Consider the following 23,890-nt stretch of genomic DNA (forward strand, 5'->3'; position numbering starts at 1 on the left):
GGGGCCCGTTCAGGCTGTTGCGTTGAGATTGAAAATCAACCTCCCTCTTTTTTCAAAATGTCGCGCACCTCGTTCTTAGTAATCGGCTTTTCAAACAACGAAAGCAAAGCGAACGAAAAATCATTAACCGCACACATTCTATGGGTGGCACAACTCAGCAGTACTCTTAACCCCTCTTTTGAGCGTCCGACTTCTTTAACAAACGAACTTTTAACCAATTGAAAACCGTTATCGTGCATTACATAATCGGCATCGATATTTGTATTCAGCAATCCATAATGCAACAGTTCTTCTATCGCCCTTGTCAGCTCGAGGTCGCCCTGATCAAGAATAAGAGAAATGCTACAATCGGCCTCCAATAAACGGGCCAACTTAAGGTATACCAACTGGGAAACAGCATAGACATGATGGTATTCAGAATTATAGAAGTAGGCAAATGGCTCAACGAGCACGACAGAGGTCTTGGAATCCAGCCAGATTCGATCAGCTGGATTTAGACTAGTTAGCCGTCGCTTTACTTTGGTCAAATGTCCCTTATACCTGACAGCGTGAATAGAATCTAGGATCCAGGTCACCTCTGAAATATGAAGCCGCTGGGGCAAGTCAATTGTGTCGCTACCGTTTATGACCTCTTGCATATAAAAATCAATATGATGCTCATCAGATAAGGATTTTGCTTCATTTAAAGTTAAACCAGTGCCTGAAACATAATCCACTTCGAGGCGCAAATCCTCATATTGGGACTTCGGCATTACAGAGACACCATACTTATCGGGATGATTCCAAACATCCGACCCCATAACGAGACCAAAATTCGTAAATCCTCTCGTGGAATATGGAACACCACATACCTGTTTTGAATAATTCAAAACATTCTCTGTATAAGCTAAGGTGTTCAGAGCCTCTTCTTTAGTTTCGGTCGGAAAGCCAATCATAAAAAATAGATGAACAGGAATACCCGCATTGAGACAATCATGGACATTGCGATCAATCCAATCAACTCTCGTGTTCTTCTTCATTAGATCAAGAACTCTTTGGTTGTATGACTCGAGGCCAAACTGAATCTGCCTACATCCACTTTGGAATATCTTGTTAAAAACTTCTGTACTTAGGGTTGGAGAGAACCTCGTTTCTCCATGCCAGAAAAACGTTTTTCCCGATGCGTTTATTTCATCCGCGAGTTGCTCCATTCTTTTGCCTTCGAATGTTTCATCCACAAAAGAGAAAACTCTCGTGCCGTATTTTTCATTTAACCGACACATTATTTCAAATACTCTCGATATAGGCATCTTTCGGTAACAACCACCGGTGGCACCGGGAATGGTGCAGAAGGCGCAATGATTAAAACACTGCCTAGAGGAATAAACCGGCAATATTAACTCAGGCATGAAGTATTTAGAAAGGGCGAAGCCATCGAAATCGGGAACTGTATCGTTGATAAATGTTTGCTCAATCCGATGGTTTTTATATATCTTTCCACCTTTAGCATGGCAAAGGTTTGGAACACAGTCGAGATTGTCATCACCAGAGTCAAGAGCCTCAAGAAGACGTGCAAGCGGCTCTTCGCCGTCATACATCATTATCGAATCAATGTATTCAAAAAAGGGATGCCATTCTTTCATGCAGTCATCTGCTAAACGAGTAATGTAATTGCCGCCCAATGAGACGTGTTTAACAGATGGACATTCTTCCTTAATCAGTTTCGCTAACGTAACTGCAGAAATCAATTGGAAACAGCCGCTCACCGAAATCCCAATAAACTCGAATTTTTCCCTCTGAATACGCTTAAGAAAGGCAGTTTCATAGAAGGAAATAAACGGATTATGCAAGGTATCCGCAAGCGATTTCATTATTTCTGGTGTCGAATAATAATCATAGGGCAGATCTATGGAGTTGAACGTGTATTTAACTCCATATGAGACGTGATTTATGATATAGAGTGCATTTCTAAAAATGTTTTCAGCATATTGTCTTTCTTTTAGATTAAAGTATCTCTTCGATCTGAAAATATCTTTTGCCTCGTCAACATTAAGTGCCGACTTTTGTATCAACTCGATTGTTAATTGAACATTCGAACTAAACGAATCCTTTGATTCCCGATACCTTTTACAGCACTCTTCGACATGTCTAAAAGATAGGAGGTCATCGTAAAATTCCACGTTTAAGTCAACAATGTCAACTTTGTATTGTTCAACCTCTTGAAGATATGACTTCAAAACAGGCAAGGCAAGGCAAGATACGGCCCCACTGGACTCCATCCTGGGGGAAATACTAAAAGCGTTTTAGGCATATCAACGTCACATCTTTCGCAAATAATTCAATTGAAACACAACTACCATCATAATTGAAAATACACCAAGTCCTGTAACGAGAATTGAGAACATCGCGATGCTCGTGAACAGCGAAACAAGAAGTGTTGAAATAACAACAGCAACCGATTGCAAAGACTCCCTAATTGAAAACAGGCTTATCGATTCAGATCCGTCTCTCGCCAAATCCTGCAGCGATGTTATGAGAAGCACATCTTGAATGGCGTTTCCGGCACCGACGATAAAAAGGGAAATAAACGATATCCCAGACGCATAGCGATAGCCAAACGCCAGATACGCACCGAGCGCAAGATACGTCACAAAACAATATGATTTAACGCAATCGGAACCACTGATTAAACGACCATATATTGTATTTCCGAACAACAGTCCGATTGTAAGACTACTCTGAAGGAATCCGTATTGTATCGATGACGAGTCAAATTGCAATTGCGCTATAGCTGGCAAAAGAGAATTCAGAGAGCCGAATGCCACGCCACTAGAAATATCGATTAATAGGAAACCAATTGCCAAGTGCTTCGCGCTAAGATCACTAAATGCAGTCCTGTTTTTTTCATTTTTGCTTATTCCCTCTTTATCATTAACCTCGATAACCGACGGAACATCTCGCAGCAACCAGAACGACGCGGCAAAAGAAAGCGCGTCTAATGCAAGAACAGCCTCCGCCCCAAATTGAGCGACAACAAAACCGCCGGCAACTGGCCCCAGAACCATCATCAAATTCTGCAGGAACCCAAACGAATTATTAATTACGTCGCGATTGATACTATTCGTATTGGCTCTTAACAACGAGTAAAAGCAGGGCATTTCTACCGTTCGGCAAAGCGATACCGCGCACGTAATAGCAAACATACTCCATTTACTATCAACAAAAATATAGCAAACGAATAATCCCGCGCGAATTAAGTCTGCCAATCTCATGGCCTGCAGTGTCCCGATACCCATCTTCTGAGGCAGCTGCGCGAGCGCAACTGAAAACAGAGAGGGGGCAAATCTGCAGCAGACCATCAAAGCAGTTGCAGAAACATCGTGAGTTACCTCGTAAATCAGCATTGGCAAAGCAATATTCGCACACCAATTGCCTATTTCGCTTATCCCTCTAGCAATATATAGGACCCGAACCGGACGGCTAGCTCTCAATACCGTGAACATCACGATTAACCTCGTATTTCAGGCCTCGTTCATCCCTTAATAGGAATCCATAATCAACCAAGTACCGCCTCAACACGGCATAATCAGGATAGAGCTGTGACAGCACACGATTAACCTGAAGCTCCGTATAACTTGTATTTAATTCAAAGAAAGAGACGGCCCATAGCAGCATGATTCTTTTATAGCTTTCCTTTTTTGGAATTGAAACCAGCTCGCCATTCTTGAGAAATCGTTTTTTAAAGTCTATTAGCTCATCCATTCACATCCTCCATTTCATACGCATCTAATACTAAAAATGCATACGCTTTAGGTCATCGCATTCAGCTTCTTTATTCGAACTAAACTCGAACTAATCTAAATTATTTGCTCAGACACTCTTCGAAAGCTCGTTTTTCACTCTGAGTAAAATGCCCTTCCCAGTCAGTCCACGAACAGGAAGGCAACTCACAACGAGCGGAGTCGAAGCCCTCTGCCGTCGGTCGCTCAAAATGCACGATAACCTTTTCAATATCGCCATCTGTAATCAGGTCAGAATGAATGACCTCGGTTCCATCTTCGAATGTCATATACGGGTACATCACGTAAACCACCTCGCAAACATAAATCCAGTTTAGCATCAAGCTATTGCACCAAAGACAGCAGGCCCCCTTGATGAGTTGATGGTATCTGTTAAATGTCACGTATGATTCACATCTGGTGGGTACCCTGATGGCTACACGAAACGAAGCAGATTTACACCGGGAGGACCCCGTATGACAACCAAGTACACCGACGCGCCGCGCACGCGCGTCATGACGCCGGCATCGCTCAACAACGGCGTGCACGAGAACCATTCCATCGGACAGACCATGGCCATCGCGCCCAAAAAGGGCCTGTTCGATGACATTTCCATTCCCCAGATCATCGCCGGCGCCGCAGCTGCCGCCACGAGCGTGGCGCTTGCCTCCAAGATTGGTATCGCTGGTTCAGTAATTGGTGCCGCCGTGAGCTCGGTCATCACCGTTGTGTCCTCGCAGGTCTACCGCCACTTTATCTCTGCCAGCGCCGAAGCCCTCAAAGGTACGCACGCCGCCGTCGACTACCCCGCCGGCGCCTATGAGCCCGTTGAGCTTAATGCCGAGGAGCACCTGGGCGGCGCCGCGACTACGCAGGAGATGCGTCAGGTCGCGGGACGCGCGACCACGGCGCGCGTCGCCCCCAACAGCCTGCGCGCCAAGGCGGCGGAAGAGCGCAGCCAGACGCAAAAGAAGGTCATCATCTTCTCGATCGCCATCGCCATCGTCGCGGTTATCGCCTGCGCCGGCGCCATCCTTATAACCACCGCCGGTGAGGGTCTGGGCGAGCGCCCCGAGCCAATCCTTTCGTCGCGCACGACCGAGCAAGACGCGGACAGCGCCGGCCAATCGCAAAGCCAGCAGAACGACTCACAGGCCAACTCCGCACCCACCGATTCTTCCTCGACCACCCCTGATCAGTCGCAAGGCACCGATTCCTCTTCGAACAGCGGCGGCACACAATCCGGAACGACCGACTCCAGCCAAACGACCGACGGCTCTCAGCAGAGCACGGGTGACCAGACGAGCGGCAATGCATCGGGCACGGGCTCAACCGACAACAGCAACACAAACAGCTCGAGCGGAACCGCATCCGGCACGGCATCCGACAGCTCGAGCCAAGGCACGACATCGGGCAACTAAGCACGATCGCCTCTCACAGATAACCGACCTGTATAACGGGCGCGAACCGGCAACGGTCGCGCCCGTTTGCTTTGGGCGCCGAGGTGGCAAGCCCTGCGCGATGGTAAGATGCTTTGGTGTGTAAAGAGGAGATTTGCCATGAGCAAGACAATAGTTAAGCCCACGCTATCGCTGGGCAACCACATCTATCTGTATCGCCTGCTGCGCGATGCGATTGGATGCGGCAAGCAAACGTTTATGACACAGGTCGAGGAGACACTCGCCGCTGGCGATATGACCGCTTATGACCTGGGCTTCGAGTCCACGCGCGAGCTGCTCGAGGAACTCGACGACTGCATTAAGCTGACCGTCTTTAAGGGCGGACGTCTGTATGCCACCGTCATCGCCAATGAGGCCTGGGATGCTGCCCTTGCCAAGGGCGAGGACAAGCCCAAGGCCGCCAAGGGCGCCAAGCAGTCCTACAAAAAGAAAAAGCGCGGCGAGAAGGACCTGAAGGCCGTGCGTCCCAAGCACGTTAAGCGTCCCGAGCCCGAGTCCGTGGCCGAAGTCGCTCCGGAGCCCGAGCCCGAGGTAGAGGCTGAAGTCACTGCTGAAGTAACGGCAGAGGTCGAAACTGAAATCGCTGCCACGACCGAGCCCGAAGTCATGGCTGAGCAGGAAGCCGCCGTTGAGCTCAACGAGGTTCCCAAGTCGAAAGCCGAAGAAACCGCCGGCCAACCCGAGACGCCTGCGTTCCAAAACAGCGATGTCTTTGGCGACAACGCCGAGGACGACCAGTCCGACGAGCCCGCGAATCAAGACGCTACCGAGGCGACGCCGGAACCCGAGACGCCGCAGCCCGCCATCTCGCTCACGGTTGTCTATGACCCCGAGAACGCCAACGCCGGCATCACCACCATGGTATCCACGCCGGTCGAGGCCAAGCCGAACGTCGAGGCAGAGGACACTCCGCAGGCCGGTGCCAAAACCGGGACCGAAGACACGTCCATCTCCGTGGAACCGACAGATTCCATAGCTAAGCCAGAAGCGGCATCTGAGTCTGCACCTGTCATTGAGTCCGCATCCGCACCCGCCTGTGACCAGGCTCCCACACCTGCACCGACTCCGGTCCCCAATTCAGCACCGGCCCCCGCTCCCGCAGCACCGACCATCCCCGGGGACTTCCCCATCGATTTCGCGACCGAGGTCTTCTGCCCTAGTCCGCTGCTGCACCAGCTGTCGACTTATCTCCCCTACGGCGCCGACACCCTCGGCATCGTCGGCGAGTACTACTGGATCGCTCGCGAGCGCGGTACCATCGAGGCTGGCCGTAACCGCGCGAGCTTCCCCCTGCGCTACACACAGGCCGGCAAACGCCACGAAGTCACCGTACGCATTCGCCGCAACACCACCGGCGGCCTCGGAGCCACCTGGGCCATCGACAAGGTCGAAGCCCCGGTCGAGTAAAAAACGGCCTCGGATAGCCAATTGACCATCCGAGGCCGTTTGAATTCAGGCCTTTTAGTTGTCATCGGCGCATATAGACACCAGAGAAGCAAGCTCATCCTCAAGTTGCGGAGCAAAGTATCTAAAAGAAACCTGCGCTCCAGTCGGTATCGACTCAATCATATTCGCAGCATTATCTGAAACTCGGTACGATGCAGTTTCACCTGTCTTCAAATCCTCTATTGAGCAGACAGCGTCTTCAGCATCAATCGACCTAAGCACGCCTTCTCCTTGTAACATCACATCGGCATGCCCGCCAGCTATTTCTAATGAACCTGAGTCTGTCGCAGTCACTTCTCCGGAACCTCCGCGCGATATCTCTTCCTTTGTTGAACAGCCCACCAATGAAGCCATCAGCACCAAAGACAGAGCTAGACGAATCGCCCTACTTCGAAAAAGTCGTTCCATAAGTCCACGCATAATAGCTCTGATCATACTTCAGGAAGGATAAAGATGAATTCCAGCCGTCCGCTATGCCAATCATCTGCCTTGTCTCTCCAGTTTTCTTACCAGTAAGTGTGGCGTAAGCCTCCGCTGTTACAGAATGGGCTGATCCGTTGTACAAACTCGCATGTAAAACATTCGGTCTATTAGAGTTAATCTCATTTTGAATGCTCGCGATAGCCGGAGAGGAGACAGTGCGGGCGATAAGAGTACTTCCTCTGCTTGCGCAGTAATTTGTAAACCCCGTTGCACAGGTTGATATCGGCGTTCCGCCCAAAACAACGCCGGGAACAGTCTGTTCTTCATCGGAAAGAGCATGGGTATTGGTGTAATTCCATATCTGCATATATTGCGAAGGGTCGCTATATAAATTGGCAATGCCATACAGTTCCGCAACGTTCGAAAAAGCTGTCACCATACAAGCATAGTGGGCAGTAAGCCTCTTAATCTCGCTTTCATCATATGACATAAACTGAGAAATGGAACGAAATCCAGATACTGTGTAATCCTGCATTTGAGTTGCGTAAATTACGACATCGTTCCAGCTTGAAGGTTTATTCGATAAAACGACAGGCCGTCCTTCTATGGAAACAGCCGGGATTGTTCTTCCGCAATTTGTTGTTATTGAACCGTCCAAAGATTGCACACCGAATTCGAATGGATTGATCATTACGACTGGGTTATTGAAAGAATAAGACTCAACACCAAGATCTCCTCCCCGATCCATAGGGCTGACTAAGCCGTCTCCAAAACGATATCCCGTAAGTATTTCATCATCTGAAGCATCTAAAACCAAATAGCCCGCGGCTCTATTGAATGTCACAACCGGAACAATGTAGCCAAGCGGGGACCCATCAACGTCTACAAAAGGAATAGGGTCAGAGGGCGTATACGAAGAGCCGAGGAGTCCCTTTATATATTTATCGGCAAGCTCTTGCGCAATTTCTGAAGTAAATTGTATCTGCTCACCATCAATATTGCCCGTCGAAGCAAAAACCTCTTTCGGACGTGCGGCTAAGGCGACAATTGAAGACGCGACAAGTTGCAGAAAACGACGACGCGAAAGCATATGTTCTTCTTTCTAGAGGAGCGACTTATAAGATACTCCTATTCTATAACCTTTTTTGTAACGTTACAGCACTGGTTATATTTCAATTCGATTTGCTTATGTCCTTGTAGCCCAATACGTCTTTACGTTTTAAACGGAATTAGAAAATCACTCATAGCAAAAACGGGCTTTAATCCCAAAGAGATGACTTTGATTATGAATCAAACCAGCAGCCAGGGCATAGCTGCAGTGCAATTGCTACAAGAAAGGCCGCCCTTGCTGGCGGCCTTTCTACTTGCTACTAATCGCGCGTCAGCTTGCGGTGAATACGATGCGGCTGGGCTGCGTCCTCGCCCAGGCGCTCGATGCGGTTGGCCTGATAGGCCTCGAAGTTGCCCTCGAACCAATACCAGTTGCCCGGATTCTCGTCGGTGCCCTCCCACGCCAGAATGTGCGTGGCGACGCGGTCCAGGAACATACGGTCGTGGCTAATAACCACCGAGCAGCCCGGGAACTCGAGCAGCGCCGCCTCGAGTGAGGACAGCGTCTCGACGTCGAGATCGTTCGTGGGCTCGTCGAGGAGCAGCAGGTTGCCGCCCTGCTTGAGCGTGAGCGCCAGGTTCAGACGGTTGCGCTCGCCACCGGAGAGTACGCCAGCGCGCTTCTGCTGGTCCTGGCCCTTAAAGCCAAAGCTCGCCACATAAGCACGGCTCGGAACCTCGGTCTCGCCGACCATCATGTGGTCCAGGCCGTCCGAGACGACCTCCCACAGGTTCTTATCGGGGTCGATGCCAGAACGGTTCTGATCGACATAGGAGATCTTGACGGTCTCGCCCACCTCGAGCTCGCCCGAAGTCAGCGGCTCCAGGCCCACGATGGTCTTGAACAGCGTGGTCTTACCGACACCGTTGGGACCGATGACGCCCACGATGCCGTTGCGCGGCAGGGTGAACGAAAGGTCGTCGATGAGCACGCGACCGTCGAATTCCTTGTGCAGGTGATGGGCCTCGAGCACCTTGTTACCCAAACGCGGTCCAACGGGAATGCGGATATCGGTCCAGTCGAGCTTCTGGCTTGCGCGGGCCTCGGCCTCCATCTCCTCGTAGCGAGCCAGACGAGCCTTGTTCTTGGCCTGGCGAGCCTTGGGCGAGCTGCGTACCCACTCGAGCTCGGCCTCCATGCGCTTGGCGAGCTTGGCGTCGCGGTTGCCCTGCGCCTCGATACGGGCGGCCTTGGTCTCCAGATACGTGGAGTAGTTGCCCTTGTAGGGATAAAGGTGACCGCGGTCGACCTCGCAGATCCACTCGGCAACGTTATCCAGGAAGTAGCGATCGTGCGTGACGGCAAGCACCGCGCCCTGGTAGTTGTGAAGGAAGTGCTCGAGCCACAGGATCGACTCAGCGTCTAGGTGGTTTGTGGGCTCGTCAAGCAGCAGCAGGTCGGGAGCCTCGAGCAGCAGCTTGCACAGGGCCACGCGACGGCGCTCGCCGCCGGAAAGCACGTTGACCGGCATGTCGGAATCGGGCAGCTGCAGGGCGTCCATGGCCTGGCCGAGCTTGGAATCGATATCCCAGCCATCAGCGGCGTCGATCTCGTCCTGGAGCTTGCCCATCTCGGCCATAAGGGCGTCCATGTCGCAATCCGGGTCGCACATCTCCTCGCCGATCTTATTGAAGCGATCGACCTTGGCGATCATATCGCCAAACGCCATGCGCACGTTCTCGATGACGGTCTTGTCGTCATCGAGCGGCGGCTCCTGCTGCAGGATGCCCACGGTGTAGCCGGGGGTAAGTCTGGCATCGCCGTTGGAGACTTCCTCGATACCGGCCATGATCTTGAGCAGGGTCGACTTACCCATGCCGTTGGGGCCCACGACGCCGATCTTGGCACCGGGGTAGAAGCTCAGGGTCACGTCGTCAAGGATTACCTTGTCGCCATGGGCCTTACGAGCCTGATACATCTGGTAGATAAACTCAGCCATTTGCCTGTTTTATCCTTTCTACCTTCTGTTTCCCTATTCTTGATTCGCTTTAGTGGAAACGAAATGAGGAAACCAGCTCTGAAACTAAACGAAAAAGGGGCATGGTTGCCCACACCCCTTAATACTACCTGGGAAAAATCCCCCGGAACATACTATGAACTGCGTACGCTAGTTTTCCGCAACCTTAACGAGCGGCTCGCTGCGATTTGCGCCACAGCAGATACGAATAGACGTAGGCAGCTCCAGCTGAACCAAACGCCAGAACCGCAATCACCGCGGCGACGACTTCACTCGAAAGCACGCTACCCGCCACGCCCATCACAATCAGGCCAACGCCCAGCACCATAAAGCAGGCACCGCCAAAACGCTGCGTACGGCGCCAGTTCTCGGGATCGGCAAGCGCCCAGGGCGTCTTGATACCGAGCGTGTAGTTCTGCTTTACGCGCGGTAAGTAGTTGCCCATACCAATAAAGAGCAAGCCGATAGCGCCTGATACCAGCAAATTGACCGTTCCTACCACCGGCACGATGCCCCACACCGTTAGCTCCCCCAGCCAGCTTATGGCACACATGAGCAGCGTGAAGGCGATTACGAAGCCCTGATAGAACTTACCCGAGGTCCGATACGCCTCGCCCTTGGGGTCAATGCGTGGCACGACGTAGAACATCGCGAGAAGTGCCAGAGGCAACACGCCGAGCGCGGAGGCCATCCAGCTAGGGCCCCAACCGTCGACGGCGCCATTCGCGCCCCAGTGCGTGGGAATCTGCGCCGGCAGGCTCGGCATCACTATCAGATGCGCTGCGACATTGGCAACGCACAGAGCGACCAGTGCAATCCACACGCGCGACGATACCCCCGTGGCGTGAATGCCCTTGTTTTCGTTATTCATCCTTATCACCTTCAGTGTTTGTAAAGCCCATAAACCAGCCAATCAAGTCCTGCATGACGGTGGTATTTAAGCTGTAAACGATGTTTTGGCCATGGCGCTCATCGGTCACCAGCCCGGCGTTTTTAAGCGTTGCCAGATGATGGCTGAGCGACGGTTTGCTTATGTCGAAATGCTCGGCGAGCTCCCCCGCCGTGCAATTGCCCTCGCGCAGCAGTTCTAAAATGCGCCGCCGCGTTGGATCCGCCAGCGCCTTAAAACCTTCTCCCGGCATAGAACCTCCTCTCGCTATCTCTCGCGACGTGCACACTATACTCGATATTTAGATGTTTGTCTAATTATCTAATAGCAATGTTATATATAGAACATTCGTTCGTTTTTAGATACAATGGGTCCAGAAGCAGATGGGCCAGCTCCCTCTTCCCAAGAAGGAGATGGACTATGAGTATTAACGATGTCCTGACGTTGTTGTTGCTTGTAATCGCGGCTGTGGAGCTCGGCATCCACATTGGAGGTCGAATGAAATAGCCGCCCCCGCGTAATGCGAAGACGGCCACTTCTCACGCTACAAACGTGTTTGGGAGTTGGCCAACCCGCTGCAACGGGTGCCATCTGCTTCATCTTATGCGAATCACTGCCTCATTTCAACAAGCCCCTAGGGCTCAAATGGAATCGCGATAATACCTATAATGGCGATAGCTAAAACACGATTCGCTTCCCCATCGGAGGATGTCTATGACCGAAACCACAGCCGCAACTCCCAACGAGACGCGCGATGCCAAGCTCGAGATCATCATGGGCCGCGAGGCACTCGACAAGCTCGCCGATGCCACGGTGCTGGTACTCGGCTGCGGAGGTGTGGGCTCCAACTGCTGCGAGGCACTCGCCCGCGGCGGCATTGGTCATTTTGTAATTCTGGACAAGGACATCATCGCGCCCAGCAATATCAATCGCCAGGCCATCGCCTTTCACAGCACCATCGGCAAGCGCAAGGTCGATGTTATGGAAGCCATGATCCACGATATCAATCCTGCCGCCACCGTTATCAAACGTACCGAATACCTGCTGAGCGACAACATCGATGATTTCTTCGCGAGCGTTTTGGAGCAGACGGGCGGCAAGCTCGACTACGTCGTCGACGCCATCGACACCATCTCGGCCAAGCTCACCATTGCCAAATATGCTCAGGACCACGGCATTCGTTTGGTTAGTTCCATGGGCGGGGCCAACAAGCTCCATCCCGAGTGCCTCCGCTTTGCCGACATCTTCGATACGGTACGTGACCCCATGAGCCGCATTATGCGCAAAGAATGTAAGAAGCGCGGAATCAAGAGCCTACATGTACTGTTTAGCTGCGAGGAATCGGTTAAGACACAGCCCCGCGACCCTTCCAACATCCACGAGCGCACCGAGCTGGGAACTGCGAGCTTTATGCCGCCCATCATGGGCCAGATGATCGCTGGCGAGGTTATCCGCCAGATCAGCGGGCGCGGGTGCGAACGCGTGCGCGCCGATGGCCAGCGCCTAAATTAACGAGACGCACCGCGATGACACCGCAATTATTTGATGCGCATTGCCATCTTGATTTAATGGCTCGCCCGGACGCCGTTGCCGATGAGGCAACGGCGCTGGGCCTGGTCCTATTTGACTGCGGCGTCGATCCGCACGACTTTGCACGCGCCAAGAAGCGCGCCTGCGGCCGGTCAAATATCTTTGCCGGCATCGGCCTCCATCCCTGGTGGCTCGCCGACGGCCGCTGCGGTCCTGCCGAAGTCAATCTGCTTTGCGAAGTTGCCGCCCAAGAGCGCTACATCGGCGAGGTGGGACTCGACTTTTCCGCGCGTTTTGCCGGAAGCAAACCGCTTCAAATACAGGCACTTGACCGGCTCTGCGATGCGCTCGTGCAGAGCCCTCTTGCCGGGCGTGTGATATCAATTCACGCCGTTCGTTCGGCAGGAACCGTGCTAGACATCCTCGAGTCGCATGGATTACTCACGCCAAGCCCCGACTCCCCCGTTATCATCTTCCACTGGTTTAGCGGTACTTCGGACGAACTCGCCCGCGCGCGTAATGCGGGCTGTTATTTTTCCGTCAACGAACGCATGCTCGCGTCCAAACGAGGACGCGAATACGCACGACAGATTCCACTCGACCGTCTACTGCTCGAGACCGATGCGCCGGCCGAGCCAAACACAGAAACAAGCGCGCAGTCGCTCATCAAATCGCTCGCAAGGACCTCGATGCGCATTGCCTCACTCAAAAACTGTGACGCAAAGCGCATCGAGTCGGTAGTTTTAGCAAATGCGCACTCTGTTTTTGACCTTCGCTAACCACTGTGGGCAAAAATGCCAAGGGACATGCGAATCGCACAACGCAGTCCCTATTTTGGAAGGCAGTACAATTCGGCAGCATTACACCAATTCGTGCATGAGATCACGGTTGCGTGCATACAATTCGTCAAAGATATGACGACGCGACGCATATAGCTCGTGGGCAGCCATATCGGGCACGATTGTTTGTGCAACGCCAAGGACTTGGGCGAGTTCATCCCATGATGCATAGGCGCCACCTGCGAGAGCTGCCATGATGGCATCACCGAAGCATGCGCCCACCGTAACCTTGGCAACCGAGACCTCGCGCCCGCATACGTCGGCGATAGCCTGCATCCAAACTGGATTCTTGGTTCCACCTCCGACAAGCATAATGCGCCCAATTGGCAGTCCATGCTCTCGCTCGATAATGTCGACATGGGATGCAACGGTATACGCGACGCCTTCCAAGGCGGCGCGAACCATATGGGCTCGCGTATGCCTTCCGGTCAGGCCAAAGAAGACGCCACGTGCCTCGGGATCGTTGAGCGGAGTACGCTCCCCCGCAAAGTACGGCAGGCACAGGAGCCCATCGGCACCCGGCGCCACATCGGCGGCATCATGCGCCATGACCGAATATGCATCGGGGCCACCGTGGCCCTCGGCCTCCACGGCGTCGCGATACAGCTCTTGGCGCAGCCACGATGTGAGTGCACCCGCCGTATTGGTCCCCGCGCAGATCCCGTAAGTTCCGGGAATGATAAACGTCCCTGGCCACAGGCGGGCATCATCGACCATATGATCAGCTAGGTAGATGAAATACGCCGTGCTCCCCAACTGAACCATCATATCGCCGGGACGAAATACACCCGTCGAAATGGCCTCGGCACCAGAGTCGCCCGTTCCCACTAAGACAGGTGTCCCTGCCGCGAGCCCTGTCGCCTCAGCCGCGCGCTGCGTAATCACCCCGGCAATATCGGTAGCCGACATTACCTCCGTCATCTGGTCAGGCCGGCAGAAACGAGCACATTCCCGAGCATCAACCCTCCAAGTGTAGCGGTCGTATAGGGGAAGAAAATCCTCCGCCAAGTAACGGTCCACCGTAAAACGCCCCGTCAACTTTGCGCATAGAAACGATGATGCCGTCAGGAACTTCGCGGCACGTTCGTGCACCTCGGGCATATTCTCCTTAAACCATAAGATCTTAGGAGCAATATCTGATGAGCAGGGATCGTGCCCGAAAAGCTCGCGTGCGCGATCTGACCCATATTCGGAAAGGAGCTCGTCAATCTGCGGCTTCGAACGTGCATCGACTCCATACAAAATCGCGGGCGCCAGCGCGTTGCACTCGGTATCGACCGGCACACAGTCGCAACCCAATGCGGAAAGGCCCACGCATCCGATCTGCGCCGCGTTAACCCCCGATCGCATCACCAGCTCGCGCGACAAGCGGCAAAAATCGCCCCACCAAACTGCCTCAGCATCATGCTGGTACCATCCATCACACGGGTTGTCCGTCTCATGTCCACAAGAGGCTTGGCAAACGATGTTGCATCGATCATCGATTAAAACGCCTTTAGAGGCGCTTGTCCCAATATCAATACCCAGATAGAGCGCCATAGGTGCCTACTCCCCTCGCGCCGTACGAGCGGCAGCCATAAAACGAACCACCCGCTCAACATCAACCGGGGCATCCAGCTTTCCGTCGCGCTTTAAGCACGTGCCGACAAACGCGCCATCGTAGTGAGCAAATACGTCAGCCACGGTATTTTCGCGACAACCGGTGCCACATACCACGGGCACTTCGCCAACACGCTCGCGGACCTCGTCGGCAAGCTCGCCCGAAGCGCCACGACCGGCAGCCGAACCGCCGATGACTATCGCATCCGGTAGGCAATTAAAGAGAAGTGAATCGGCAATGTCCGCGGTCGTGCGGTCGTTGAGATAAACCTCGCCCTCGCTCGTGATGAAGTGAAAAAGCTTGAGGTCGTCCAAGCGCAGCGCCGCCTTGCGACGCATGGTGTGAGCGAAATCTCGGTTAATCAGCCCGAGATCACCGGCCCAGGCACCGCAAAAATTGCAGCGCGTGAACTGCGCGTCGACGGCAGCGCACAGCTCGATTGTGGCATCACCATCGTAAATTGCCTCAGCTCCCCAAGGAGTCGACAGATCATGGGACAGAGCCCCGATTACATAGCCCATCGATGCAAGGGTTGAGGGAGAAACATGCTGCTCATAGGGCATCGAGAGCTCATTGGTAATCAAAATGCCATCGACACCGCCCTGCTGCAACGCCTCGAGATCGCGCTTGGCGGCTTCCACGACCTGCGATACGCTTCCGCCCGGGTAATACAGCGGATCGCCCGGCAGAGGACGCAGGTGCAGCATTCCGATAACCGGCTTTTCGTTCTTGAACATCGAAGTTAGAAACGACATAACGTGCTCCTTCATAGGGTTATTGCAGGGACGTTACTCCCCCAGCACCTCGACGTACACTTTTCGCTTCTGCGGACCGTCAAACTCCGCAAGATAGATGTTCTGGGCACTTCCGCACACGATGTGGCCATCTTGGACGGGAAAGAAGCAACTGTTTCCACAAATCATGCTCTTGATATGCCCACAGGAGTTGTTACCGGTGGCTCCATAGCTCGGCAGGAAGTGTGCATGCGCATAGGGGGCATCGAGTGGGGCGATGCGATCAAGCGTCTCCATAAGATCCGTCTCCACGCAGGGCAGCCCCTCGTTTACCACGATTCCGCAGGTCGTATGCGACAAAATAATCGCCGCCAAGCCATTGGTCACCGAGCTGCGTTCGATGGCAGCGTGCACGTCCTCGGTAATATCGATGAACTGGTCCGGAGCAGTCGATAGATAGCTCAATGTCTCGAGCGTCACCATGTTCACTCATCCCCTTCAAGAAAACGCAGGGCATTACCCCAGTAGAGCCTTTCTCGCGCATCATCGCGCATGGGCACGGTATCGAGCGCCCGCTTGAGTTTGAATGCACGGAAGCGCGGCGTATTGCTGGCGAACATCACTTGGTGCGATAGCGCGCGCTCATACCACAGCGGCCCCATATCGACCGTGAAAAGACGCTGCATCATCTCCTCGGGCGAATCGATGTAAGTGATAGAGGTGTCCGCGTAGCAGTTGGGATACTTGAGCAGCATCGCCACGGTCTCGCGCACCCAGGGCCAGCCAAAATGGGTCAAACTAAAACGCACATTTGGATGCGTTGCGATTGTGTGCTCAAATGCAAGCGGGTTACTGCGCGAGAGCTCTGCGCCCGGCTCCCAAGACATACCGGCATGGAAAACCACCGGCTTGTTATAGCGCTCGCACAGTTCGTAAAGCGGCTCGGCCACAGCATCATCGGGGGCAAAACCCTGCTTTGCAGGATGCAGGCAAAGCCCCTTTGCCCCCAACTCGGTAAAGGCGCGCTCCAATTCGTCTGCGGCACCGCTCACCTGCGGGTCTACGCTCGCAAATCCCCACAGACGATCGGGATGTGCGGCAACCAGCATGGCAATCTGGTCATTGGTGCCAAAGTGCCCTCCGCATGCCGTGGTTACATCGAGCGGCATGAGCACGCTCTTCTGCACATCGCAGACGTCCATCTCGACTTGAAGCTCATCCCAATCCATGGGGCCCATATGCCCCATACCAAATTCTCGTGACCAAAAACCGAATCCATCAGGCTCATCACCCGGCGTACAGATCTCGCCGTAGAGCATAGGATGGACCAACATGTCGATAACCATTTCGTACTCCTTTCCAGGCATTTGACCCTAGTACGGCTCAAACGAACCGATCACTCGGGACGACAGCTCAGCGCCCGCCTTCATACACGCCGGAATATCAAGGCCATCGATCACGCCCTTGGTAAACCCGGCGATATACGAGTCGCCGGCACCCACGGTATTAACGACCTTCTCCGCCGGCACGATCCCGCACTCATAGAAGCGCTCACCGTCATAGGCAATGCTTCCCTTCTCGCCAAGCGTGGCAACCGCAACGCGCGGCCCCAATTCCTGCGCGTGACGTACCCAGTCCCGCAGCTCCGGAGTGTCATCTTCAAACGACATAAATGCGTAGTCAACGTAGGGAAAATGATTCTCGCAGGCATATTCGGGATCCTGGCTGAACACCGAGAAGTCCATAACCACCGTCTTGCCCGCATCATGCCACTCGGGCAGGAGGTCCAAACAATTGCCAAACAGGTCGGTATGAATGATGTCATGCTCTAGGATAAACGCCCGGTCATCTTCATTCGGACGATATGTCTCCATTACGCCATCGATTGCCTCGAGATGCACGCGATCGACGCCGTCTTTCAATGCTATGAGCATCACCGAGGTGTCGCCATCCTCCACCCGCAGATGAGAGATATCAAACCCCTCGGCGGCCAGCGCCTCTCTCATCTTGTCTCCGTACTCGTCCTTGCCGACAACCGACACGGCGGATACCGAAACGCCCATTCGTGCAAGATGGATACCCCAGTCAATGCCATTACCAGTCGGATAGAACACGCCGATGTTTTGATAGACGTCCGCACAGCAAAAACCAGCCGCACACGCTTTAATACCCATGGTCTTCTCCAATGTTCAAAAGGGGACCCACCACATGGCGAGCCCCCTTTTCGCGTTTCGCTTATTGTTTTGCATCGGCTGTCCAAGGCCTCATAGCCAGACCGCCGTACGCTTTCTTAAGCTATTCGACGATTGGTGCTCCGTGGCCCCAAGAACCTTCCATGCCGCACACGGTCGAGGCAAACCCGGCAGCAAAGTCGAGCGCGCGCTCGATGGCCTCGGCGCCACCCTCACCACGCTTGGCGGAATCGAGATAGCACATCAAAAACGAGGTGAGGAACGAGTCGCCCGCCCCCATGGTGTCCTTCATGTCCGTTACCGGTTTAGCCAGCTGGCGGTAATAACGCTCGCCGTCGTAAGCGATGCAGCCCTCGGCGCCCGCCGTAGCCGACACAAAACGCGGACCCAGATCCTTCACCCATGCCAGACGCTCGCGAATCTCGTCCTCACTCGCGGCATCCGCCGCACTAAAGAAAGCAAAATCGACATAGGGCGCAATCTGCTCGTAGTACTCGTCGGTGGAGTCGTCCGAAAAGTCAAAAGAGACCGTGACGCCCGCAGCCTTCAACTTGGGCAGCTCGCGCTCGGTGAAGCAATAGTTGCCCGAATGAACCACATCGAACTGCTTCATGTACGAAAGGTCAAAGCGATCGAGAACATAGCGCGCATCGCCACGGATACCGCCCTCGTTGGAGCCGAGGAAGACACGGTCACCGTCAACGACGGTCACGCGAGCCGCTCCGTTCTCGCCAATCATCTGCTCGCACTTGTCAAGCTCGATACCCTCATCCTCGAGGCTTGTAATGACATGCTCGGCAGCGGCGTCATTGCCAAAAATGCCCATGTATGCAGAGCGTGCGGCACCGCATTTCTTGGCATAAACGGCGAAGTTCACCGCATTGCCGCCGGGATACATGGTGTGGATATGCTCGTAGCGATCGACGACGTTGTCGCCAAATCCGAGCGCGTTAACGTTAAATGCCATGGCCTTTGCCCCTTCTAGTACTCGACAACACCCATATAGCGACGGAAATCGGGATCGTGATCAAACACCTTGCCGCGTGCAGCACGCAGCTCGCAGTTCATGGCGTAGAACAGCACCGGGTCCAGATAGGCACGGACGCTCGCCGGCACGGCTTCCATACCGTACTCCTTGGCATCGAGCACCATCAGCGTATCGGTATGCGTCTTAAGGAACGCAAGGGCGCGCTCGTCCATGGCACGGCACTCGCTGGAGCCCATCTGCAGGAAGTAAAAAACGCCATCCTGAGTAGCCTCGAAGGGGCCGTGGAAGTACTCGGCAGAGTGGATGTAGCTGCAGTGCTGCCACTGCATCTCCATAAGAGAGCAGATAGCGAAACCGTAGGTCTGGCTAAAGTTGGGACCGCTGCCCAGAATGTAGAAGAACTCGTGCTCCTGGCAAAGCTTGGCAAAACGATCGCCTAGCTCGGCATTTACCTTCTCACGTGCCGGGGGAAGAATCTTATCCATCTCGGCGATACCGGCATACATATCGGCAAGATCGGCGTAGCCCTCCTGCTGATCGAGCAGCTCGGCCGCAAGCGACAGCGAAATGCCAGCGGGGACCTCGGCCTGCGGCACGCCCTCGCCCCACGGGTAGACCCACGTGGTCCACTTGCCGGAGTCAATCTTGGATCCAGCGTTGTCGGTCTGGGCGATCACCGTAGCGCCGGCAGCAAGGGCAATCTCACAGCCCTCGACGACCTCGGGGGTGTTGCCACTGTGGCTGCAAGCAATGACCAGGGATTTCTCACCCAAGCGGCGCGGGCGCATGATATCAAACTCGCGAGCCGTATAGATATACGAAGTGAAGGTGGTTGCCTCGCGCTGCAGAAGCTCATGAGCCGGGATCAAATCGATCATGGAGCCACCGCAAGCAATCCAGTAGACGCTGTCGAACTTGCCCTTCTCGGCAATTGCCTCTTTGATCAGATCGTGTGCGTTCATATCCAGTTCCTTTCTTGTTTGGTCCGCAATCAATGACGTTGGCTGCGTGGCCGATAGTTGGTTTAGTCAATCAGATATTTCTCGAATGCGGCCATGTTCTTGGCATCTGCCGCCGCCGGGTCATCGTAGTAACGCCCGTCCGTGATTTCCTGGCCCAGCATGCCATCGAAACCATGGGCATTAAGCGTAGCGACGAAGGCGTCCATATCGTGCTTGCCATCGCCCCACACCAGATGGCCATACGGGTCACCGTCGATAAAGTGCATCTCGTGAATTGCCCCATCACCAAAGGCGGCAAACCAGTCCTCGAGCGTCTCGCCCGCAACGCCCATCGCGGTTGTATCAACCATGGGCTGTAAGTACGGGCTCGCGACCTCGTCAATCATGCGCTTCGCATCGGAAACCGTCGTTACAAGGTTGCTCTCCTCGGGACGCAGGCTTTCCATCGTAAGCACCAGACCGTGCTCACCGGCATACTCCGCCAGAATGGACAAGTGCTCGCGGCTGCGCTTCCAGGCTTCCTCGCGGTCCTCGTCCCAGTCGCCCCAGCCCGAGTTGACGGACATACGGTCGCACCCAAGTACCTCGGCAAGCTCAATGCCGTGCTTAAAGTACGCCAGGCTGCGCTGTTCATGCAGCGGTTTGCGTGCGCAGTACTGCCAAGGATAGACAACATTCTCGGGGCACAGAGTACGATACCTAAGCCCACGGTCTGCAGCCTTTTTCGCCAGGACCTCAGCCTCAAAGTAGCCCGTGTGGTCGAGCGTCACATGCGGCTCCGCACACCACAGCTCAATGGACTCAAAGCCCAAACGCTGCTGCACATCAAGGAAGTAATCGAGCGACCACATGATGTAGTGGATATTCATGCCCGCAATCTGTTCGCGGCGCAGCGTCGGTTTGGATTCAGACATCTTATGCCTCCTTATTTCGATCGAACACGATTTGTCCGTCCGACATCGTCATATCAACCGAAAGATCGCGTGCGTCGCGATAATCGAGGTCGAACACATCCCGATCGAGCACGCAGATATCGGCAAGCTTGCCGACCTCAAGCGTACCCAGTTCGTCTTCGCGCATCAGATCGTACGCGCCCCCGGCAGTCCAAGCACGCAAGAGCTCGACAAGCGTCAGCGCGTTGGCCTCATTCACGGGCAGCCCATCGTCGAAGTATCCACCGCACGCGCTGTAGATTGACTCGCCCAGGCTCGGAATCAGCAGTGGCAAATCCGTACCACAGCACACCGTGCATCCGGAATCTTCCATGCCGCGGCGATTCCAGCTGTGCAAAAGTCGCGTCTCGCCAATTTGTCGACGCATCATCGACAGGCAATCCTCGCGCCGGTCCAGCGTCAAAATCTGCGGATAGACCTCGCAAATTCCACCTAACTTGCCAAACTCGACAAGATCGGTCGGATCAGAGTTCTCGAGATCGGTAATCGCATGGCGGCGAAGCAACCGTCCATGCTCGTCTCGAGGCAGCGAGGCATAGAGCGCCACGGTGCGACGAACGGCGCCATCGCCCTGGCAATGCAAGGAATATCGGAAGCCGTCAGCATCAATTGCGCGCAGCTCGTTCTCAATCAGATCCCACTCGGGCTCCTCGACAACCGTCTTGCCGGCAGCTCCCGCATCGGCCGTGTCCTCATAGGGGTCAATCATCTCGGCAAGCCCCGCCCATACGCCGCGATCGGTCATACGGTTGAAGCCAGAAAAACGAACGAACGGTCCCCGAAAGCGCTCTCGTGCCTCGCGAGCATACGACAGATTTGCACCGGCACCCACCGGCTGCGACATCATAGAGACGCGAACCGTCAGCTCACCAGATTCTTCACGGCGAGCCATTTCGTCGGCAAAACCGTAGTAGTCATCAAACGCCATCTCCTTGATGGCGGTAACGCCGCGCTCGTTAAGCATGCTCATGTAGTCCGAATACCCCGCACGTACCTCGGGCAGCGCGAGGAAATCGCTCATCATGCGCCAGATCTTCTCGGCATAGCACGCCTGGGGTGTGAAGCCGTATCGCGCACTGGCGGCAGCATTGAGAACGCAGGTCTCCGCACCCGGTGTAAAGCAGACGACAGGGATATCGCCAAAACAATCGTCAAACACAGCCGCCGTATTTGCGTTCTCGGCATCCGATGCCAACGTTTCGGGTAGGTTGTGGCCAAAAGCCGCCGCGCAATCCGGATGATCTTCTTTCCATGCACGCAAGAGCGACACGGCCTCTTTGGCATCAGCGATGCCGGACAGATCAGGCCCCAACGTCCGCAGCGCCCAGCCTGTATAGAAGGTATGCACATCGATCAGGCCAGGCATGACGGTGCGGTCGCCCAGGTCAACTACCTCGTCCGCCTGGGTCAAATACGAAGCTAGCTCACACTTGGTGCCAACAGCCTCAATTCGATTGCCACGGACCGCTACGAAACCTTCAAACGGCAGGTCCCCCGTACCGGTAAAGACGCTCTTAGACGTCAGGACCGTCAAACGATCAGACATCACAACCACCTACGCCGGAAGCATGCCAGAAATTGCCGTTACGATCAGGCCAAAGACGACCATGAAGATGAAGAACTTCCAAATGGTCTTCCACCATTGGCCAAACGAAATCTTAGCCACGCCAAGGCCGGCAACCGTCATGCCCGCCACGGGACTGATGGTGTTGATGGTCTGGTTGGCAAACTGGAGCGCGGTAACGGCCGCCTCGGGATTGAGGCCCATGAGCTCGGTCAGGGGGCCCATAACGGGCATGGTGAGTGCCGCCAGGCCAGAACTCGAGGGAACCAGCAAAGAGAGCAGGCCAAGGACGATATACATAAACGTGGTGTAGACGGCGGCGGGCGCACCGGCGAGCGCAGTAGCGAGCGCCTGGAGGATGGTGTCGATGATCATGCCGCCCTCGGCGATGACCAGAATACCGCGAGCGATACCGATAACGATGGCGGCGTACGCAAAGTCGGCGAGACCTTTAACGAACTCCTCAGCAATCGTCTGCTGGTCAAGACCGCCCAGGATACCGGCAAGCAAGCCCATGCCAAGGAACACGGCGGAAATCTCATTCATGTACCAACCCTGGGTAACAAGACCCCAGACGATAATGCCCATACCGCAAGCAAAATCGATAAGCACGAGCTTCTGACGGGTAGTGAACTCTTCCTCGATGGAGGCATCGGTCACGGAAAACTCGATACGCTTGAGCTTATCGTCCTCGTACGTAATGGACGACTCGGGGTTTTTCTTGACGCGCATGGCGTAGCGCATGGCCCATGCGATACCGACGGCAGTGAAGATGACCCAAGAAACGGCGCGCAGCCACAGTTGCGGATTGCCCTCGATGCCAATGATGCCCTGGGCGATCAAAACATTAAACGGATCGATGGTCGAAGCGCAATATCCCAGGTTAGGACCAAGGAAGCAGATGATGAATGCCGTCATCGAGTCATAACCGATACCCATCATGATGGGAATGAAGATGGCATAGAACGGCAGGGCTTCCTCAGACATACCAAACGTGGTGCCGCAAATGGACAGCAACGTCATCGTGATGGGAATGATGAGGATGTCCTTGTTCTTGAGCTTTTTAATCACGCGGCTCATGCCGGCATTCAAAGCGTTGGTCTTGGTGATGATTGCGAACGACCCGCCAATCAATAAGACGAACGCAACGACGTCGGCAGCCTCCTGGATGCCCTTAGTGGGCGCTTGCAGGACCGCGAAGATATCCTGCCCCAGATTGATGGTCTCGCCGGTCTCGGAATCGGTGTAGTTCTTATCGACCTGTTCATAGGTTCCAGCAACGGCGACTTCACGCTCGCCCGCCGCTGTCGAAATCGTCTTGCGCTGATACTGACCAGAGGGAACGATCCAAGTCAAGACCGCAAAGACAACGATCAGCAAGAACATGATCGTATAGACATGCGGTAATTTGAACTTAAAACGTCTGTTTGTCTTCTTCGCCTTGATCGCGTCGAAAATGTTGGTGTAAGGGTGGCACCCTAGCG

At 54.3% G+C, this 23,890-nt stretch carries 23 protein-coding genes; 4 read left to right on the top strand and 19 right to left on the bottom strand.

Going from position 1 to position 23,890, the window contains the following annotated elements:
- Nucleotides 1-35: 35 nt before the first annotated feature.
- From DW211_RS09365 to DW211_RS09380, 4 genes are all read right to left on the bottom strand, one after another.
- Complete coding sequence (locus DW211_RS09365; RefSeq protein WP_158568522.1) at nucleotides 36-2,159, bottom strand: radical SAM protein; 2,124 nt, start codon at nucleotides 2,157-2,159, stop codon at nucleotides 36-38.
- Nucleotides 2,160-2,297: 138 nt separating this feature from the next.
- Nucleotides 2,298-3,482, bottom strand: coding sequence for an MFS transporter (locus DW211_RS09370; RefSeq protein ID WP_118260463.1), 1,185 nt, complete (start codon nucleotides 3,480-3,482; stop codon nucleotides 2,298-2,300).
- Nucleotides 3,460-3,741, bottom strand: a complete 282-nt coding sequence (locus DW211_RS09375) for a DUF2087 domain-containing protein (RefSeq protein ID WP_055251466.1) — start codon at nucleotides 3,739-3,741, stop codon at nucleotides 3,460-3,462. The genes DW211_RS09370 and DW211_RS09375 overlap by 23 nt, the downstream gene beginning before the upstream one ends.
- A 100-nt stretch (nucleotides 3,742-3,841) precedes the next feature.
- On the bottom strand, nucleotides 3,842-4,063 hold the full coding sequence (locus tag DW211_RS09380; RefSeq protein ID WP_055251482.1) for a hypothetical protein: 222 nt from the start codon (nucleotides 4,061-4,063) through the stop codon (nucleotides 3,842-3,844).
- A gap of 171 nt (nucleotides 4,064-4,234) precedes the next feature.
- Here DW211_RS09380 and DW211_RS09385 point away from each other — a divergent pair, with 171 nt between their 5' ends.
- Nucleotides 4,235-5,179, top strand: a complete 945-nt coding sequence (locus DW211_RS09385; RefSeq protein WP_117758546.1) for a hypothetical protein — start codon at nucleotides 4,235-4,237, stop codon at nucleotides 5,177-5,179.
- Between the two features lie 138 nt (nucleotides 5,180-5,317).
- Nucleotides 5,318-6,625, top strand: a complete 1,308-nt coding sequence (locus DW211_RS09390; RefSeq protein WP_117758547.1) for a hypothetical protein — start codon at nucleotides 5,318-5,320, stop codon at nucleotides 6,623-6,625.
- 54 nt (nucleotides 6,626-6,679) lie between these two features.
- Here DW211_RS09390 and DW211_RS10060 read toward each other — a convergent pair whose 3' ends face one another.
- From DW211_RS10060 to DW211_RS09405, 5 genes are all read right to left on the bottom strand, one after another.
- Nucleotides 6,680-7,072 (bottom strand): hypothetical protein, encoded by a 393-nt coding sequence (locus tag DW211_RS10060; protein ID WP_147352039.1) that lies wholly within the window; start codon nucleotides 7,070-7,072, stop codon nucleotides 6,680-6,682.
- Entirely contained in the window at nucleotides 7,050-8,177 is a 1,128-nt protein-coding gene (locus DW211_RS10065) for a hypothetical protein (protein ID WP_147327747.1), read from the bottom strand. Before DW211_RS10065 ends, DW211_RS10060 begins: the two co-directional genes overlap by 23 nt.
- Before the next feature lie 280 nt (nucleotides 8,178-8,457).
- Nucleotides 8,458-10,137 (bottom strand): energy-dependent translational throttle protein EttA, encoded by a 1,680-nt coding sequence (ettA, locus tag DW211_RS09395; RefSeq protein ID WP_055251458.1) that lies wholly within the window; start codon nucleotides 10,135-10,137, stop codon nucleotides 8,458-8,460.
- 184 nt (nucleotides 10,138-10,321) lie between these two features.
- Nucleotides 10,322-11,026: an SdpI family protein gene (locus DW211_RS09400; protein ID WP_117655297.1), complete on the bottom strand. Its 705-nt coding sequence runs from the start codon at nucleotides 11,024-11,026 to the stop codon at nucleotides 10,322-10,324.
- On the bottom strand, nucleotides 11,019-11,297 hold the full coding sequence (locus DW211_RS09405; protein ID WP_022094448.1) for an autorepressor SdpR family transcription factor: 279 nt from the start codon (nucleotides 11,295-11,297) through the stop codon (nucleotides 11,019-11,021). Before DW211_RS09405 ends, DW211_RS09400 begins: the two co-directional genes overlap by 8 nt.
- Nucleotides 11,298-11,758: 461 nt before the next feature.
- Between DW211_RS09405 and DW211_RS09410 the strand changes: the two genes are divergently transcribed.
- Nucleotides 11,759-12,556: a ThiF family adenylyltransferase gene (locus tag DW211_RS09410; protein WP_118260465.1), complete on the top strand. Its 798-nt coding sequence runs from the start codon at nucleotides 11,759-11,761 to the stop codon at nucleotides 12,554-12,556.
- A gap of 14 nt (nucleotides 12,557-12,570) precedes the next feature.
- Nucleotides 12,571-13,353, top strand: a complete 783-nt coding sequence (locus DW211_RS09415) for a TatD family hydrolase (protein WP_118260467.1) — start codon at nucleotides 12,571-12,573, stop codon at nucleotides 13,351-13,353.
- A gap of 81 nt (nucleotides 13,354-13,434) precedes the next feature.
- Here the strand turns inward: DW211_RS09415 and DW211_RS09420 are convergent, their stop codons facing one another.
- The 10 genes from DW211_RS09420 to DW211_RS09465 all read right to left on the bottom strand — a co-directional run bounded on the left by DW211_RS09420 (nucleotide 13,435) and on the right by DW211_RS09465 (nucleotide 23,864).
- Nucleotides 13,435-14,952 (bottom strand): FGGY-family carbohydrate kinase, encoded by a 1,518-nt coding sequence (locus DW211_RS09420; RefSeq protein WP_118260469.1) that lies wholly within the window; start codon nucleotides 14,950-14,952, stop codon nucleotides 13,435-13,437.
- 6 nt (nucleotides 14,953-14,958) lie between these two features.
- A complete protein-coding gene (locus DW211_RS09425) occupies nucleotides 14,959-15,768 on the bottom strand; it encodes a BtpA/SgcQ family protein (protein ID WP_233504093.1) in 810 nt (269 codons plus the stop codon).
- A gap of 33 nt (nucleotides 15,769-15,801) precedes the next feature.
- A complete protein-coding gene (locus DW211_RS09430; protein WP_006234356.1) occupies nucleotides 15,802-16,230 on the bottom strand; it encodes a secondary thiamine-phosphate synthase enzyme YjbQ in 429 nt (142 codons plus the stop codon).
- Nucleotides 16,231-16,232: 2 nt separating this feature from the next.
- A complete protein-coding gene (locus DW211_RS09435) occupies nucleotides 16,233-17,093 on the bottom strand; it encodes an amidohydrolase family protein (RefSeq protein WP_233508867.1) in 861 nt (286 codons plus the stop codon).
- Between the two features lie 27 nt (nucleotides 17,094-17,120).
- Complete coding sequence (frlD, locus tag DW211_RS09440) at nucleotides 17,121-17,921, bottom strand: fructoselysine 6-kinase (protein WP_118260473.1); 801 nt, start codon at nucleotides 17,919-17,921, stop codon at nucleotides 17,121-17,123.
- 121 nt (nucleotides 17,922-18,042) lie between these two features.
- Entirely contained in the window at nucleotides 18,043-18,906 is an 864-nt protein-coding gene (locus DW211_RS09445) for a PfkB family carbohydrate kinase (RefSeq protein ID WP_117716562.1), read from the bottom strand.
- A 14-nt stretch (nucleotides 18,907-18,920) separates the two neighbouring features.
- Nucleotides 18,921-19,889 (bottom strand): SIS domain-containing protein, encoded by a 969-nt coding sequence (locus DW211_RS09450; RefSeq protein ID WP_022094440.1) that lies wholly within the window; start codon nucleotides 19,887-19,889, stop codon nucleotides 18,921-18,923.
- Nucleotides 19,890-19,951: 62 nt separating this feature from the next.
- Nucleotides 19,952-20,803: a sugar phosphate isomerase/epimerase gene (locus tag DW211_RS09455; RefSeq protein ID WP_117629752.1), complete on the bottom strand. Its 852-nt coding sequence runs from the start codon at nucleotides 20,801-20,803 to the stop codon at nucleotides 19,952-19,954.
- A gap of 1 nt (nucleotide 20,804) precedes the next feature.
- Nucleotides 20,805-22,388 (bottom strand): amidohydrolase, encoded by a 1,584-nt coding sequence (locus DW211_RS09460; RefSeq protein ID WP_117716560.1) that lies wholly within the window; start codon nucleotides 22,386-22,388, stop codon nucleotides 20,805-20,807.
- A 9-nt stretch (nucleotides 22,389-22,397) separates the two neighbouring features.
- On the bottom strand, nucleotides 22,398-23,864 hold the full coding sequence (locus DW211_RS09465; protein WP_255413564.1) for a YfcC family protein: 1,467 nt from the start codon (nucleotides 23,862-23,864) through the stop codon (nucleotides 22,398-22,400).
- Nucleotides 23,865-23,890: the final 26 nt, after the last annotated feature.

Origin of the sequence: Collinsella sp. AM18-10 (assembly GCF_003471585.1) — a bacterium.
Taxonomy (GTDB): Bacteria; Actinomycetota; Coriobacteriia; order Coriobacteriales; family Coriobacteriaceae; genus Collinsella.

Coding starts and splice junctions, on each gene's coding strand:
- DW211_RS09370 (WP_118260463.1), bottom strand. CDS start 3,482: ATGTTCACGGTATTGAGAGCTAGCCGTCCGGTTCGGGTCCTATATATT.
- DW211_RS09375 (WP_055251466.1), bottom strand. CDS start 3,741: ATGGATGAGCTAATAGACTTTAAAAAACGATTTCTCAAGAATGGCGAG.
- DW211_RS09385 (WP_117758546.1), top strand. CDS start 4,235: ATGACAACCAAGTACACCGACGCGCCGCGCACGCGCGTCATGACGCCG.
- DW211_RS09390 (WP_117758547.1), top strand. CDS start 5,318: ATGAGCAAGACAATAGTTAAGCCCACGCTATCGCTGGGCAACCACATC.
- DW211_RS10060 (WP_147352039.1), bottom strand. CDS start 7,072: ATGGAACGACTTTTTCGAAGTAGGGCGATTCGTCTAGCTCTGTCTTTG.
- DW211_RS10065 (WP_147327747.1), bottom strand. CDS start 8,177: ATGCTTTCGCGTCGTCGTTTTCTGCAACTTGTCGCGTCTTCAATTGTC.
- ettA (WP_055251458.1), bottom strand. CDS start 10,137: ATGGCTGAGTTTATCTACCAGATGTATCAGGCTCGTAAGGCCCATGGC.
- DW211_RS09400 (WP_117655297.1), bottom strand. CDS start 11,026: ATGAATAACGAAAACAAGGGCATTCACGCCACGGGGGTATCGTCGCGC.
- DW211_RS09405 (WP_022094448.1), bottom strand. CDS start 11,297: ATGCCGGGAGAAGGTTTTAAGGCGCTGGCGGATCCAACGCGGCGGCGC.
- DW211_RS09410 (WP_118260465.1), top strand. CDS start 11,759: ATGACCGAAACCACAGCCGCAACTCCCAACGAGACGCGCGATGCCAAG.
- DW211_RS09415 (WP_118260467.1), top strand. CDS start 12,571: ATGACACCGCAATTATTTGATGCGCATTGCCATCTTGATTTAATGGCT.
- DW211_RS09420 (WP_118260469.1), bottom strand. CDS start 14,952: ATGGCGCTCTATCTGGGTATTGATATTGGGACAAGCGCCTCTAAAGGC.
- DW211_RS09425 (WP_233504093.1), bottom strand. CDS start 15,768: ATGTCGTTTCTAACTTCGATGTTCAAGAACGAAAAGCCGGTTATCGGA.
- DW211_RS09430 (WP_006234356.1), bottom strand. CDS start 16,230: ATGGTGACGCTCGAGACATTGAGCTATCTATCGACTGCTCCGGACCAG.
- DW211_RS09435 (WP_233508867.1), bottom strand. CDS start 17,093: ATGGTTATCGACATGTTGGTCCATCCTATGCTCTACGGCGAGATCTGT.
- frlD (WP_118260473.1), bottom strand. CDS start 17,921: ATGGGTATTAAAGCGTGTGCGGCTGGTTTTTGCTGTGCGGACGTCTAT.
- DW211_RS09445 (WP_117716562.1), bottom strand. CDS start 18,906: ATGGCATTTAACGTTAACGCGCTCGGATTTGGCGACAACGTCGTCGAT.
- DW211_RS09450 (WP_022094440.1), bottom strand. CDS start 19,889: ATGAACGCACACGATCTGATCAAAGAGGCAATTGCCGAGAAGGGCAAG.
- DW211_RS09455 (WP_117629752.1), bottom strand. CDS start 20,803: ATGTCTGAATCCAAACCGACGCTGCGCCGCGAACAGATTGCGGGCATG.
- DW211_RS09460 (WP_117716560.1), bottom strand. CDS start 22,388: ATGTCTGATCGTTTGACGGTCCTGACGTCTAAGAGCGTCTTTACCGGT.